Raw genomic sequence first — 13,493 nt, 5'->3', positions numbered from 1 at the left:
CCTCGAGGGTGTCGATGGAGTCGAAGACCGGTTCCTTGTCCTCCTGGAGGTCACGGTTGTACGCGAGCGGCAGGGCCTTGAGCGTGGTGAGCAGCCCGGTCAGGTTGCCGACCAGGCGCCCGGCCTTGCCCCGGGCGAGCTCGGAGATGTCCGGGTTCTTCTTCTGCGGCATGATCGACGACCCGGTGGACCACGAGTCGTGCAGCGTCACGAAGTCGAACTCCTTCGTCGCCCACAGGATGATCTCCTCGGCGATCCTGCTGACGTCGACACCGATCTGCGCGGCGACGAAGGCGAACTCCGCGACGAAGTCGCGCGAGGCGGTGCCGTCGATCGAGTTGGCCGTCGAGCCGGTGAAGCCCAGCTCGCGCGCGACCAGCTCCGGGTCGAGACCCAGGCTCTGGCCGGCGAGCGCCCCGCTGCCGTACGGCGAGTCGCTGACCACCCGCGCGTGCCAGTCCCGCAACCGGTCCACGTCGCGCAGCAGGGCCCACGCGTGGGCCAGCAGGTGGTGCGACAGCAGCACCGGCTGGGCGTGCTGGAGGTGCGTGCGCCCGGGCATGATCGCGCCCAGGTTGGCCTCGGCCTGGTCGGCGAGCGCCTGGACCAGGTCGAGGACGAGGCCGCTGACGACCCGTTCGTGGTCGAGCAGGTAGCAGCGGAAGAGGGTCGCGATCTGGTCGTTGCGGGACCGCCCGGCGCGCAGCTTGCCGCCGACCTCCGGGCCGACCTCCTCGATCAGCATCCGCTCGAGGGCGCCGTGGACGTCCTCGTCGGAGTCCGCCGCCCACAGCTGTCCGGAGGTGTACCGCTCCGCGAGGACGTCGAGCCCGCGGTGCAGCTCGAGCTCCTCCTCCCCCGTCAGCAGCCCGGCTGCGCCCAGTGCCTTGGCATGGGCGTGGGAGCCGGCGAGGTCGTAGAGGGCGAGCCGCCAGTCGAAGTGGGTCGAGCGCGACAGCGCCTCCAGCTCCGGCGAGGGGCCGCCCTCGAACCGGCCGCCCCAGAGCTTGCCCTCGTTGGTCCCGCTGAGCTCGTTGCTCATTGCACTCCTCCCCGGACGTGCGCGATCGCCGCCCGCATGTGGTCGATCAGGCGCGGGTCTGCCGCGCGTCCGTCGTCGTCGAGCTCCTCGGGGGTCCACCAGCGGGCCTCGAAGATCGACTGCGACTCCAGGTGGTCGAGGCCGTCGAAGCTCACGGGTGTCTCCTCGAGCGCGACGGCGAAGAGGGTCGAGTCGTTGACGTAGGCGCGGCCGTTCCAGGAGAAGCCGACCTCGAAGGTGCCGAACGGCTCCCCGAGGGCCGAGGGATCCACGGCGATGCCGGTCTCCTCGCGCAGCTCCCGCACGCCGGCGACGGCGAGCGACTCGCCGTCGTCGGCGGCGCCGCCGATGGTGAACCAGTACCGGACGTCGGGCACCGCCGGGTCACAGCCGAGCAGGAGCAGGACCCTGCCCTCGCTGCTGACCGGCAGCACCCGTGCGACGGTACGCCGGGTCGGTTCGCCCGGAAGGCCCGTGGACATCAGTCGGTGCCGATCTCCATCGCCACGTCCTCGAGGATCGCCTCGCCCTCGTCGCCGCCGTCGGGGTTGGCGGTGATCTGGTCGTAGCCGCCCGCCGGGAGCTCGCCGAAGAGGGTGCCGTTCTCGACGAGCACCGTGCCCTGGTCGAGCGGCTGGCCGGCGTACAGCTCGAGCTTGGCGCGCGAGTCGGCGATGTCGAGGTTGCGCATGGTGAGCTGGCCGATCCGGTCGGTGGGACCGAAGGCGGCGTTCTCGACGCGCTCCATCGACAGCTTCTCCGGGTGGTACGAGAAGTGGGGGCCCTCGGTCCGGAGGATCGTGTAGTCGTCGCCGCGGCGCAGCCGCAGGGTGACCGTGCCGGTGACCAGCGAGGCGATCCAGCGCTGGATGGACTCCCGCAGCATCAGCGCCTGCGGGTCGAGCCAGCGCCCCTCGTAGAGCAGCCGGCCGAGCTTGCGGCCCTCGAGGTGGTAGTTGGCGAGGGTGTCCTCGTTGTGGATCGCGTTGAGCAGGCGCTCGTAGGCGGCGAAGAGGAGCGCCATGCCGGGCGCCTCGTAGATGCCGCGCGACTTGGCCTCGATGATGCGGTTCTCGATCTGGTCCGACATGCCCAGGCCGTGGCGGCCGCCGATGGCGTTCGCCTCCAGCACGAGGGCCACCGCGTCGTCGTACCGCTGGCCGTTGATGGCGACCGGGCGACCGGCCTCGAAGGCGATCGTGACGTCCTCGGTCTCGATCTCGACGCTCGGGTCCCAGAACTTCACGCCCATGATCGGCTCGACGATCTCCAGCGAGACGTCGAGGTGCTCGAGCATCTTCGCCTCGTGGGTGGCGCCCCAGATGTTGGCGTCGGTGGAGTACGCCTTCTCGGTCGAGTCGCGGTAGGGCAGGCCGTGCTCGACGAGCCACTCGCTCATCTCGTGGCGGCCGCCGAGCTCGCGGACGAACTGCTCGTCGAGCCAGGGCTTGTAGATCCGCAGCTCGGGGTTGGCCATCAGGCCGTAGCGGTAGAACCGCTCGATGTCGTTGCCCTTGTACGTCGACCCGTCGCCCCAGATGTTGACGCCGTCGGCCTGCATCGCCCGCACCAGCAGGGTGCCGGTGACGGCGCGGCCCAGCGGCGTGGTGTTGAAGTACGCCTTCGCGCCGGAGCGGATGTGGAACGCACCGCACGCGAGCGCGGCGAGGCCCTCCTCGACGAGCTGCGGCTTGATGTCGACGGCTCGGGCGATCTCGGCGCCGTACTGCTTCGCCCGGACGGGGACGCCGGCGATGTCGGGCTCGTCGGGCTGGCCGATGTCGGCCGTGTAGGTGCACGGGATCGCACCCTTGTCGCGCATCCACGCCACCGCGACGGAGGTGTCGAGGCCGCCCGAGAAGGCGATGCCGACGCGCTCTCCCACGGGAAGGGAGGTCAGGACCTTGCTCAACTTTCGTTCCTTTCGGCAAGGGAGGTGAATCGGTGGGCCAGGGCGTCTCCCCCGGCGGGGTCGCGCCCGATGACGAGCACGGTGTCGTCGCCGGCGATGGTGCCGAGGACGTCGGAGATCTCGACCTTGTCGATCGCGCTGGCCAGGAACTGCGCCGCTCCGGGCGGGGTGCGGAGCACGACCAGGTTGGCGCTGGACTCGGCACTGACGAGCAGCTCCGAGCACAGGCGGGCGAGGCGGTGCTGCGAGGCCGGGCTCTCGCCGCCGACCGGTGTCCGGTCCCCGCCCTCGGCGGGTACGGCGTACACGAGCGCCCCGTTCGCCGAGCGCACCTTGACCGCGTCGAGCTCGACGAGGTCGCGGCTCAGCGTGGCCTGCGTGACGTGGACGCCACGCTGGCCGAGGAGGTCGGCGAGCTCGGGCTGCGAGCGCACGTCGCGGCTCTCCAGCAGCTCGACGATCATCGCCTGGCGGGCGTTCTTCGTCAGCGGGGTCAGGGCGTGCTCGCTCATGGTCAGACCTGCTCCGCGTGCGCCTGGAGCCAGGCCATGACGGCCTTCTGGGCGTGCCGGCGGTTCTCGGCCTCGTCCCACACGACGCTCTGCGGACCGTCGATCACGTCGGCCGCGATCTCGGAGCCGCGGTAGGCGGGCAGGCAGTGCATCACGATCGCGTCGGGCTTCGCGTGGGCGACCAGGTCGGCCGTGACGGCGTACGGGCCGAAGACCTCGCGCCGGGCGGCCGCCTCGTCCTCCTTGCCCATCGAGACCCACGTGTCGGTGACCACCACGTCGACGCCATCCACGGCGGCCACGGGGTCGTCGAAGACGTCGACCGTGCCACCGGCGTCGAGGCCAGCAGCCCGCACGAGGACCTCCGGGTCGGGCGCATAGCCCTCGGGGCACCCGAACCTGACGTGCATCCCCGCGGTGGCGCCCGCGAGGGCCCAGGAGTTGCCCATGTTGCAGGCGGCGTCGCCGAGGAAGGCGACGGTGAGGCCGGCGAGCGAGCCCTTGTGCTCCTGGACGGTCAGCAGGTCGGCCAGCAGCTGGCACGGGTGGAACTCGTCGGTGAGGGCGTTGATGACCGGCACACCCGACATCGCGGCCATCTCGTCGAGGTTGGTCTGCGCGTAGGTGCGCCAGACGATCTGCGAGGCCTGGCGACCCAGCACCCGGGCGACGTCGGCGACGGACTCGCGCTTGCCGATGCCCGCGAGCGACCCGTCGACGAGCATCGGGTTGCCGCCGAGCTCGGCGATCCCGGCCGCGAAGGACGCCTGCGTGCGCAGTGTCGCCTTGTCGAAGACCATCGCGACGGTGCGCGGGCCGGCCAGTGGCTTGTGGTCGTAGGGCTCGGCCTTGAGCTTCGCCGCGAGCGCGAGGACCTCGGCCTGCTCGGCCGGGGTCAGGTCGTCGTCGCGGAGGAAGGAGCGGGTCATCCCTGCACCCCCGCGCTGGCGAGGATGCCCGGCCACGCGGCGCCGAAGGCGTCGATGTCGGCGTCCGTCAGCACCAGCGGCGGCGCCATCCGCACCCGCTCGGGGGTCGCGCCGTTGACGATGAAGCCCGCGTCCTGGGCGGCCGTGACGACCTCGGCGGCCTTCGGCTCGGCCAGCGTCAGGCCGACGAGCAGGCCGGCGCCGCGGGTCTCGACGACGCGCCGGTCGGCGGCCGCGACGGCCATGAGCCGCTCCCCCGCCTCGGTGACCCGGGCCAGGAAGCCGTCCTCGCCGATCACGTCGAGGACCGCCAGCGCGGCCGCGGCGGCGACCGGGTTGCCGCCGAAGGTCGTGCCGTGGTTGCCCGGGTCGAAGAGCTTCCCGGAACCGTGGGTGGCGAGGCAGGCACCGATCGGGATGCCGCCGGCGAGGCCCTTGGCCAGCGTCACGATGTCCGGTACGACGGGCGCCGAGACCAGGTCCGGGTGCTGGTGCGCGAACCACGCGCCGGTCCGGCCGATGCCGGTCTGGATCTCGTCGAGCCACAGCAGCGCGCCGTGGTCGTGGGCGATCCGCTGCGCAGCGGGGAGGTAGTCGCGCGGCGGCACGATCACCCCGGCCTCGCCCTGGACCGGCTCGATGAGCACGGCTGCCGTCGTGTCGTCGACCGCGGCCTCGAGGGCCGCCACGTCGCCGTACTCGACGAACGTGACGTCGCCGGGCAGCGGCTCGAAGGGCTCGCGGTAGGCCTGCTTCGAGGTGAGCGCGAGCGCGCCCATCGTCCGGCCGTGGAAGGAGCCCGTGGTGGCGACGATCCGCGTCCGGCCGGTGCGCCGGGTCAGCTTGAAGGCCGCCTCGTTGGCCTCCGCGCCAGAGTTGGTGAAGAACACCCGGGCCTCGGTGCCGAGCAGCCCGACCAGCCGCTCCGCGAGCGCGATCTGCGGCTCGCTGGCGAAGAAGTTCGAGATGTGGCCGAGCGTCCGCAGCTGGGTCGTCACGGCCTCGACCAGCCGCGGGTGGGCGTGGCCGAGGGCGTTGACGGCGATGCCGCCGAGCAGGTCGACGTACTCACGGCCGTCGGCGTCCCAGACGTGCGCGCCCTCGCCGCGCGTGAGCACGAGCTTCGGCGGGCCGAAGGTGTTCATCAGCGCGCCGGTGTAGCGCTCGGTCCATGCGGCGTTGCCGGCATCGGTCGCGGTCACTGGACGATCTCCCGGGCCTTGCGGGTCTTGGTGGTCACGCCGGGCAGCACCTGGGTGCCGACGCCCTCGTCGGTGAACAGTTCCAGCAGCACCGCGTGCTCCTGCCGGCCGTCGACGACCGTCGCGCGGCCGACCCCGCCGCGCACGGCCTGCAGGCAGGCGCTCATCTTGGGGATCATGCCGCTCGCGAGCGTCGGCAGGATCTCCTCCAGCGCCTCCGGGCTGATCTCGCCGATGACCTCCTCGGGGTCCGGCCAGTCGAGGTACAGGCCCTCGACGTCGGTCAGCACGAGCAGCTTCTCGGCACCCAGCGCGATCGCGAGCGACGCGGCGGCGGAGTCCGCATTGACGTTGTGTACGACGCCGTCCGCATCGGGCGCGACGCTGGACACGACCGGCACGCGGCCGGCCTCGATCAGGTCGAGCACCGACTCGGGGCGGACCTGGGCGACCTCCCCCACCAGGCCGAGGTCGACCTCCTCACCGTCGACGACGGTGCCGGTCTGCTCGGCGGTGAACAGGTGGGCGTCCTCGCCCGAGAGGCCGACGGCCAGCGGGCCGTGCTCGTTGATCAGCCCGACGAGCTCGCGCTGGACCTGGCCGACCAGCACCATCCGGACGACGTCCATGGCCTCCGGCGTGGTCACCCGCAGGCCGCCGCGGAACTCCGACTCGATGCCGAGCCGGTCGAGCATCTGGGAGATCTGGGGGCCGCCGCCGTGGACGACGACGGGCCGGAAGCCGGCGAAGCGGAGGAAGGCGATGTCCTCGGCGAAGGCCCGCTTGAGCGTGTCGTCGGTCATGGCGTTGCCGCCGTACTTCACCACCACGACCTTGCCGTGGTAGGCCTTCAGCCACGGCAGGGCGCCCGCGAGGGTCGCCGCCTTGTAGGGGTCCGGCTTGCCGGGCTCGCTCATCTTGTCCTCGCTCATGAGCTGTAGGCGCTGTTCTCGTGGACGTAGGCGTGGGTGAGGTCGTTCGTCCACACCGTGGCCTCCGCGTCGCCGGCCTTGAGGTCGATGGTGACCGTCACGGCCCGGGGGCTCAGGTCGACGAGGGACGGGTCCTCGGCGGGGGTGCTGTTGCGGCACACCCAGACGCCGTTCATCGCGACGTCGAGGTCGGCGGGGTCGAAGGCGGCGCTCGTCGTACCGACCGAGGCCAGGACCCGGCCCCAGTTGGGGTCCTTGCCGAACACGGCGGCCTTGAAGAGGTTGCTCCGCGCCACGCTCCGGCCGACCTCGACGGCGTCGTCCTCGGTGGCGGCGTTCAGGGTGGTGATCGCGATCTCGTGGTCCGCGCCCTCGGCGTCGGCGAGCAGCTGGCGGGCGAGCTGGGTGCACAGGTCGGTCAGCGCCGCGGTGAACTCCTCGGCCGTCGGCGTCACCCCCGACGCGCCGCTCGCCATCAGGGTCACGGTGTCGTTGGTCGACTGGCAGCCGTCGGAGTCGAGCCGGTCGAAGCTGACCCGGGTCGCGGCCCGCAGCGAGGCGTCAAGCTGCGCGGCGGGCACGACGGCGTCGGTGGTGATGACGACGAGCATCGTGGCCAGCGCCGGGGCCAGCATGCCGGCCCCCTTGGCCATGCCGCCGATCGACCAGGCGCCGTCGGGACCCTCGACGACCACCTGCTTGCTGACGGTGTCGGTCGTCATGATCGCCTCGGCCGCGTCGTTGCCGCCGTCGGCGGACAGCTGCGCGTGCAGGGTGTGGACACCGTCGAGCAGCTGCTGCCGGTCGTTGGCCAGGCCGATCAGCCCGGTCGAGCAGACCACGACGTCGCCGGCGCCGATGTCGAGGGCCTTGCCGACCTCCTCGGCCACCTGGTGGGTGGTCAGGAAGCCCTCGGGACCGGTGTAGCAGTTGGCGCCACCGGAGTTGAGGATGACGGCGCGCACGACGCCGTCCTTGACGACCTGCTCGCTCCATAGCACCGGGTTGGCCTTGCACCGATTGCTGGTGAAGACGGTCGCGGAGTCGAAGGTGGGACCCTGGTTGACGACGAGGGCGAAGTCCTTGTTGCCGCTGGCCTTCAGGCCGATCGCGGCGCCGGCGGCGACGAAGCCGGCGGGGTGGGTGACGCTCATGGTGGTGGTTCCTTTGCGGAGGGCTAGACGGGGACGGCGGGGGCGACGGTGTGCCCCGATCGTCGCCACGCCTCCTCGGCCCGGTCCGCGGCCGCGGTCGGCACCAGGATCCAGTCGGTGTCGAAGGTGGAGATGACGAAGACGTTGATGTCGTCGTCGGCCAGTGGGTTCAGCAGCCGGACCAGGATGCCCGGCACGGTCAGGTCGAGGGTGCCGTCGACGGCGAACGCCGTGAGCGGCTTCTCGTGGCGCGCCTTCTTCGGGACGCTCCGCCCGGCGCAGACCAGGGACGTCTCGGTCGCGGTCGCGGTGATGGAGAAGACCGACGAGGACTCGGCCCACGTCGGGATCTCCGCGCCGGCGGGCAGCCGGACGACCGCGAGGGTCTCCGGGTAGCGCGAGAGGGAGAGGGGCTGCTCGGCCGCGGGGGTGCTCATGGTGCCAGTCCTACCGTCGTCAGGCCGGTGGTCTCGTCGAGACCGAGGGCGAGGTTCATGCACTGCACGGCGGCGCCGGCGGTGCCCTTGGCGAGATTGTCGACCGCTCCGACGGCGACCAGCCGGCCGGCCGCCGCGTCGACGGTGACCTGCAGGTGCACGGCGTTCGAGCCGAGGACCGCCTGCGTCTGCGGCCACTGGCCCGGGGGCAGCACGTGGACGAAGGGCTCGTCGGCGTAGGCCTTCACGTAGACGTCGTACGCCTCCTCGGCGGTGACGTCGCCGGCCAGCGGGGCCGAGCACGTCGCGAGGATGCCCCGCGACATCGGCACCAGCAGCGGCGTGAAGCTGACCTTGACCGACTCCGGGCCGTCGGCGGCGAGCCGGCCGAGGTTCTGGGTGATCTCGGGCGTGTGGCGGTGGACTCCCCCGACGCCGTAGGCGCTCGTGTTGCCCATGACCTCGCTGCCGAGCAGGTGGGTCTTGGCGGCCTTGCCCGCACCGCTCGTCCCCGAGGCGGCGACGACCACGACGTCGGGGACGACGATGCCCGCGGCGACCGCGGGGGCCAGGGCCAGCGACGAGACGGTCGGGTAGCAGCCGGGTACGGCGACCCGGCGGGTCCCCCGCAGGGCCTCCCGGTTGCCGGGGAGCTCGGGCAGGCCGTAGGGCCAGGTGCCGGCGTGGGCGCTGCCGTAGAACCGCTCCCATGCGGCGTCGTCCTCGAGCCGGAAGTCGGCGCCGCAGTCGACGACCACGACGTCGGCGTCGCGCTCCGTGAGCTCGGCGGCGAGCGCTCCCGACTGCCCGTGCGGCAGGCCGAGGAACACCACGTCGTGCCCGGCGAGGACGTCGGCCGTCGTCGGCTCCAGCACCCGGTCGGCCAGCGGCACGAGGTGCGGCTGGAGGGCGCCGAGGCGCTCGCCGGCGTTGCTCGCCGCCGTCAGGGCGCCGATCTCGACGCCGGGGTGGCCCAGCAGCAGCCGCAACACCTCGCCGCCGGCGTACCCACTGGCACCGGCGACCGCGACCCGAACCTTGCTCATGTGCATGAACATACAGGATGCTGCATGTTCTTGTGCAACCGGCTCACCGGTCGGACTCAGCGCTGGACGGCGCCCACCCGCTCGGCGGCCGCGGCGACCGCGGCGTCGCGCGCAGCGCCCGTCTCGGCCTCGGTCAGCGTGCGGTCCGGGGCCCGGAACCGGAGGGCGAAGGCCAGCGACTTCCGGCCCTCACCGACCTGCTCACCCCGGTAGACGTCGAACAGCCGCACCGACTCCAGCAGCTCCCCCGCCCCCTCACGCAGCGCGGCCTCCACCGCCGCGACGGTGACGGCGTCGTCGACGACGAGGGCGACGTCCTCCTTCGCGAGCGGCATCGTCGAGAAGACCGGGCCGGGCACGACGTCGACCGCAGCCGCCATCAGGGCGTCGAGGTCGACCTCGACCGCGGCGCTGCGCGCGGGCAGGCCGAACGCCTTGCACACGCTCGGGTGCAGCTCGCCGGCGTGGCCGATCACGACCTCGTCGACGGAGATCACGGCACAGCGGCCGGGGTGCCACGGCATCCGGGCGGCGCTGCTGACCTCGATCGCGACGCCGAGCTCGTCGGCGAGGCGGCGGACCACGGCCAGCGCGTCGCTCCAGCCGGCCTCGACGCCGGCCCCCCACCAGCCGGAGCGCAGGCGCTCGCCGGCGAGGACGACGGCCAGGTGCAGCGGCTGCACGGGCAGGGCCTCGAGGAGCTTGCCGAGCTCGGCCTCGGAGGGCCGCGTGTGCACGCCGTAGATCGGCGCCGGGCCGTTGTCCGACGGGAACGCGACGGTGCCGGTCTCGAAGATCGCGACGCCCGGGGCGCCGCGGCTGATGTTGCGACCGGCAGCCTCGAGGAGGCCGGGCAGCAGCGTCGTCGTGTACGACGGCTCCTCGCTCGACAGCGGGTTGGCGAGCCCCACCGTGGTGCGCAGCGGGTCGTCCGCCGGCAGGCCCAGGCGGTCGAAGGTGGCCGGCCCGACGAACGGGAAGCTGACGACCTCGACACACCCCGCACCGGCGAGCGTGCGGCCGATCCGGCGACGCAGGCGCTGCGGGCGGGTCAGGCCGCGCCCGGTCGCCCGGCGCGGGAGGACGCTCGGGACCTGGTCGTAGCCGACGATCCGGACGACCTCCTCGACGAGGTCGTAGGGGTCGTTGACGTCGGGGCGCCAGGTCGGCGGCACGACCTCCAGGGCACCCGACTCGTCCTCGGCGACGGCGGCGCCGATCGCGCGGAGGTTCTCGACCGTCGTCATCGCGGAGATGTCGATGCCGCTGAGCCGGGCCGGCAGGTCCGGCTCGATGGTGATCGTCGGGCGCCCGGGCGCCGTGCCGACCAGGGTGAACCCGGGCTCGGCGGTGGCGCCGCCGTGCTCGACCATCAGCTCGACCACGCGGTCGGCCGCGACCCCGGGCAGCAGCGGGTCGACGCCGCGCTCGTTGCGCTTGCCGGCCTCGGAGGTCAGCTTGTGGCGCTTGCCCGTGCGGAACATCGACACGGCGTCCCAGTGCGCGGCCTCGACGAGCACGCGGGTCGTCGTCTCCGACATCTCGGTGGTGGCACCACCCATCACGCCGGCGAGGCCGATCGGGCCGGAGTCGTCGGTGATGACGAGGTCCTCGGGGCTGAGCTCGCGCACCACGTCGTCGAGCGTGGTGAGCTTCTCGCCCTCCCGGGCGCGGCGGACGCCCAGCGCCCCGGAGACCTTGTCGGCGTCGTACCCGTGGATCGGCTGGCCGAGCTCGAGCATGACGTAGTTGGTGATGTCGACGGCGAGCGAGATCGACCGCATGCCGGCCTGCTCGACGCGGCGCTTCATGAATTCCGGCGTCGGCCGGCTCGGGTCGAAGCCGCTGACCAGGCGCGCGGCGAAGACCGGGCAGCCGGCCGGGTCCTCGACGTCGACCTGCCACGCCTTGCCGTCGACCTCCGGCACGGGCCGGTCGGCGGGGTCGACGAACGGGACGTCGAAGCCGAGCGCGGCCTCGCGCGCGACGCCGCGCAGCGAGAGCGCGTAGGCGCGGTCGGGGTTGATCTCGAACTCGATCACCTCGTCGTCGAGGCCGAGCAGGGCGAACACGTCGTCGCCGGGCTGGCCGGCGTCGGCCGGCAGCACGATGATGCCGTCGTGGTCGTCGCCGAGGCCGAGCTCGCGCGCGGAGCAGATCATGCCGGCCGAGAGGTGGCCGTAGGTCTTGCGCTCGGAGATCGCGAAGCCGCCCGGCAGCACGCCGCCGGGCAGCACGACGACCACGAGGTCGCCCGGCCCGAAGTTGTGGGCACCGCAGACGATGCCCTGCGGCTCGCCGGTGCCGTTGGCGTCACCGACGTCGACGGTGCACCAGTTGATGACCTTGCCGTTCTTCTGCGGCTCCTTGTCCTGCGTCAGGACGCGGCCGATCACCAGCGGACCGGTGATGTCGGCCGCCTCGATCGCCTCGAGCTTGAGCCCGAGCGCGGTCAGCCGGTCGGTGAGGACCTCCGTCGTGACGTCGGCCGGCAGGTCGACGAGCTCGCGGATCCACGAGACTGGGGCCTTCACAGTTCACTCCCGAATGCAGTCGTGAAGCGCACGTCGCCCTCGAAGAGGGTGCGCAGGTCCTCGAGGCCGTGCCGGAACATCAGGGTCCGGTCGATGCCCATGCCGAACGCGAAGCCGGAGTAGCGCGTCGAGTCGACGCCACAGGCCTGGAGGACGCGCGGGTTGACGATGCCGCAGCCACCCCACTCGATCCAGCCCTCGCCGCGACAGGTGCGGCACGGGTCGGAGCCGGCGTCGTTGAGCCCGGTGCCCCGGCAGACGAAGCAGACCAGGTCGACCTCGGCCGACGGCTCGGTGAACGGGAAGTACGACGGCCGGAAGCGCGTCGTGATGCCCTCGCCGAACATCTGGCTCGCGAAGTGGTCGAGCGTGCCCTTGAGGTGGGCCATCGAGATGCCCTCGTCGATGGCGAGGCCCTCGACCTGGTGGAACATCGGCGAGTGCGTGGCGTCGTACTCGTCGGTGCGGAAGACGCGACCGGGGCACACGACGTAGATCGGGGCCCCTTCGCTGACACCGCGGGTCAGCATGGTGCGCGCCTGGACCGGGCTGGTGTGCGTGCGCAGGACGAGGTGGTCGTCCGCGGGGTCGGTCCAGAAGGTGTCCTGCATGGTGCGGGCCGGGTGGTCCGGGCCGAGGTTGAGCGCGTCGAAGTTGAGCCACTCGGCCTCGATGACCGGACCCTCGGCGACCTCCCAGCCCATGGCGACGAAGATGTCCGCGATCAGCTCGGAGCCCGTGGTGAGCGGGTGGCGCGCACCGACCGGGTCGCGGTCCGTGGGCAGCGTGACGTCCACGGCCTCCTCGACCAGGATCCGCGCCTCGTTCTCGGCCTCGAGCTCGACCTGGCGGGCGGCGAGCGCCTGGTTGACGGCACCCCGGGCCTGGCCGACCCGCTGGCCGGCCTCCTTGCGGGCCTGCGGCGGCAGCGCGCCGATCTCGCGGTTGGCCAGCGCCAGCGGAGAGCGGTCACCGGCGTGCTCGGTGCGCACCGCCTTGAGCTGCTCCAGGTCGGCGGCGGCGGCGATCGCGGCCAGTGCGGCGTCGCGCGCGGCCTCCACCTCGGCAGGGCTCACGGCGGCGACCTCCACGGGGTCGTAGTCAGTGTTAGGGCCAGACATCGTGCGGCAAGTCTAGGAAGCAGGGGCCCCTGCCCGCGAACCGGTATCGGCTGGCGTCCTCAGCCGGCGTCGTCAGCCGGGAACTGCTCGGCGATCGTGGTGACCCGGGCGACGTACGACGGCCACCCGGCGGCGTCGGGGAGGTTGGGGACGGCGGGGGTCAGCCCGGCGGCGCCGTCGATGCCCTCCCGGAGGATGTCGGCGTGCCCCGCGTGGCGGTGCAGGTCGGCCAGCACGTGCACCGCGACCTGGTGCAGGCTCGCCTCGGCACGGCCCTCCGGCCACCACGGCACCCGGCCCCTGGCGTCGAGTGGGAGCTCGTCGAAGGCCGCGTCGGTGAAGGCGGCGACCCGGCCGTAGAAGGCGACGAGCTCGGCCGTGGAGATCTCGGCGGGGACGGTCCAGTCGGCCTGCGGGTCGGTGTCGTAGGCGTCCTCGGGCACGACCGCCGGGTGGTCGCGCTCCGGGAAGGTCCGCCCGAAGGTGGGGGCGAAGTAGCCGATCTCGACGTTGGCGCAGTGCAGCACGATGCCGAGCAGGCTGGTGCCCGTCGGCGTGCGCGGCAACCGCACCGCCCGCTCCCCCAGCCCGTCGAGCTTCCAGAGGATGGCCTCGCGCGCGCGGGCCAGGTAGGTCCGCAGGTCGTCGGCGGGCTGCGGCAGGTCGGTCATG

At 72.5% G+C, this 13,493-nt stretch carries 13 protein-coding genes (1 of these 13 only partly in view); all 13 read right to left on the bottom strand.

The window, feature by feature from the left end; all coding sequences use genetic code 11:
* Tightly spaced (at most 59 nt apart), the 13 genes in view from argH to BJ993_RS21380 form a layout consistent with a single transcriptional unit that may run on beyond the window.
* A protein-coding gene (gene argH / locus BJ993_RS21440; RefSeq protein ID WP_179651120.1) for an argininosuccinate lyase crosses the window boundary here: on the bottom strand, positions 1 to 1,042 show its 5' portion. 383 nt of this gene lie to the left of the window's left edge; 1,042 of the gene's 1,425 nt are visible here — the first part of the coding sequence; the start codon lies at positions 1,040 to 1,042; the stop codon falls past the left edge of the window.
* Positions 1,039 to 1,524 (bottom strand): NUDIX hydrolase, encoded by a 486-nt coding sequence (locus BJ993_RS21435; RefSeq protein ID WP_257026950.1) that lies wholly within the window; start codon positions 1,522 to 1,524, stop codon positions 1,039 to 1,041. The genes argH and BJ993_RS21435 overlap by 4 nt, the downstream gene beginning before the upstream one ends.
* The gene (argG, locus tag BJ993_RS21430) at positions 1,524 to 2,954 is read right to left on the bottom strand and encodes an argininosuccinate synthase (protein ID WP_179651116.1); all 1,431 of its coding nucleotides are present in this window, start codon (positions 2,952 to 2,954) and stop codon (positions 1,524 to 1,526) included. Before argG ends, BJ993_RS21435 begins: the two co-directional genes overlap by 1 nt.
* Positions 2,951 to 3,466, bottom strand: a complete 516-nt coding sequence (locus BJ993_RS21425) for an arginine repressor (RefSeq protein ID WP_036542876.1) — start codon at positions 3,464 to 3,466, stop codon at positions 2,951 to 2,953. Before BJ993_RS21425 ends, argG begins: the two co-directional genes overlap by 4 nt.
* Before the next feature lie 2 nt (positions 3,467 to 3,468).
* On the bottom strand, positions 3,469 to 4,395 hold the full coding sequence (argF, locus tag BJ993_RS21420; RefSeq protein ID WP_179651114.1) for an ornithine carbamoyltransferase: 927 nt from the start codon (positions 4,393 to 4,395) through the stop codon (positions 3,469 to 3,471).
* On the bottom strand, positions 4,392 to 5,597 hold the full coding sequence (locus BJ993_RS21415) for an acetylornithine transaminase (RefSeq protein ID WP_308645664.1): 1,206 nt from the start codon (positions 5,595 to 5,597) through the stop codon (positions 4,392 to 4,394). The genes argF and BJ993_RS21415 overlap by 4 nt, the downstream gene beginning before the upstream one ends.
* Positions 5,594 to 6,529 carry an acetylglutamate kinase gene (gene argB, locus BJ993_RS21410; RefSeq protein ID WP_179651112.1) on the bottom strand — a complete coding sequence of 312 codons (936 nt, stop codon included), beginning with the start codon at positions 6,527 to 6,529 and terminating at the stop codon, positions 5,594 to 5,596. The genes BJ993_RS21415 and argB overlap by 4 nt, the downstream gene beginning before the upstream one ends.
* Positions 6,526 to 7,683: a bifunctional glutamate N-acetyltransferase/amino-acid acetyltransferase ArgJ gene (gene argJ / locus BJ993_RS21405; protein WP_179651110.1), complete on the bottom strand. Its 1,158-nt coding sequence runs from the start codon at positions 7,681 to 7,683 to the stop codon at positions 6,526 to 6,528. The genes argB and argJ overlap by 4 nt, the downstream gene beginning before the upstream one ends.
* 23 nt (positions 7,684 to 7,706) lie before the next feature.
* On the bottom strand, positions 7,707 to 8,120 hold the full coding sequence (locus BJ993_RS21400; RefSeq protein WP_036542865.1) for an ACT domain-containing protein: 414 nt from the start codon (positions 8,118 to 8,120) through the stop codon (positions 7,707 to 7,709).
* Complete coding sequence (argC, locus tag BJ993_RS21395) at positions 8,117 to 9,172, bottom strand: N-acetyl-gamma-glutamyl-phosphate reductase (RefSeq protein ID WP_179651107.1); 1,056 nt, start codon at positions 9,170 to 9,172, stop codon at positions 8,117 to 8,119. The genes BJ993_RS21400 and argC overlap by 4 nt, the downstream gene beginning before the upstream one ends.
* 50 nt (positions 9,173 to 9,222) lie before the next feature.
* Positions 9,223 to 11,700 (bottom strand): phenylalanine--tRNA ligase subunit beta, encoded by a 2,478-nt coding sequence (pheT, locus tag BJ993_RS21390; RefSeq protein ID WP_179651105.1) that lies wholly within the window; start codon positions 11,698 to 11,700, stop codon positions 9,223 to 9,225.
* Positions 11,697 to 12,821, bottom strand: coding sequence for a phenylalanine--tRNA ligase subunit alpha (gene pheS, locus BJ993_RS21385; protein WP_036542855.1), 1,125 nt, complete (start codon positions 12,819 to 12,821; stop codon positions 11,697 to 11,699). The genes pheT and pheS overlap by 4 nt, the downstream gene beginning before the upstream one ends.
* Before the next feature lie 59 nt (positions 12,822 to 12,880).
* Complete coding sequence (locus BJ993_RS21380; protein WP_179651103.1) at positions 12,881 to 13,492, bottom strand: DinB family protein; 612 nt, start codon at positions 13,490 to 13,492, stop codon at positions 12,881 to 12,883.
* Position 13,493: the final 1 nt, after the last annotated feature.

This window comes from Nocardioides aromaticivorans (assembly GCF_013408525.1).
Lineage (GTDB): Bacteria > Actinomycetota > Actinomycetes > Propionibacteriales > Nocardioidaceae > Nocardioides > Nocardioides aromaticivorans.
The sequence above is the reverse complement of the archived record's forward strand: the minus strand, read 5'-3'. Positions and strand labels throughout refer to the sequence as shown.

Coding starts and splice junctions, on each gene's coding strand:
- argB (WP_179651112.1), bottom strand. CDS start 6,529: ATGAGCGAGGACAAGATGAGCGAGCCCGGCAAGCCGGACCCCTACAAG.
- argJ (WP_179651110.1), bottom strand. CDS start 7,683: ATGAGCGTCACCCACCCCGCCGGCTTCGTCGCCGCCGGCGCCGCGATC.
- BJ993_RS21380 (WP_179651103.1), bottom strand. CDS start 13,492: ATGACCGACCTGCCGCAGCCCGCCGACGACCTGCGGACCTACCTGGCC.
- BJ993_RS21435 (WP_257026950.1), bottom strand. CDS start 1,524: ATGTCCACGGGCCTTCCGGGCGAACCGACCCGGCGTACCGTCGCACGG.
- pheS (WP_036542855.1), bottom strand. CDS start 12,821: ATGTCTGGCCCTAACACTGACTACGACCCCGTGGAGGTCGCCGCCGTG.
- argC (WP_179651107.1), bottom strand. CDS start 9,172: ATGCACATGAGCAAGGTTCGGGTCGCGGTCGCCGGTGCCAGTGGGTAC.
- BJ993_RS21425 (WP_036542876.1), bottom strand. CDS start 3,466: ATGAGCGAGCACGCCCTGACCCCGCTGACGAAGAACGCCCGCCAGGCG.
- BJ993_RS21400 (WP_036542865.1), bottom strand. CDS start 8,120: ATGAGCACCCCCGCGGCCGAGCAGCCCCTCTCCCTCTCGCGCTACCCG.
- argF (WP_179651114.1), bottom strand. CDS start 4,395: ATGACCCGCTCCTTCCTCCGCGACGACGACCTGACCCCGGCCGAGCAG.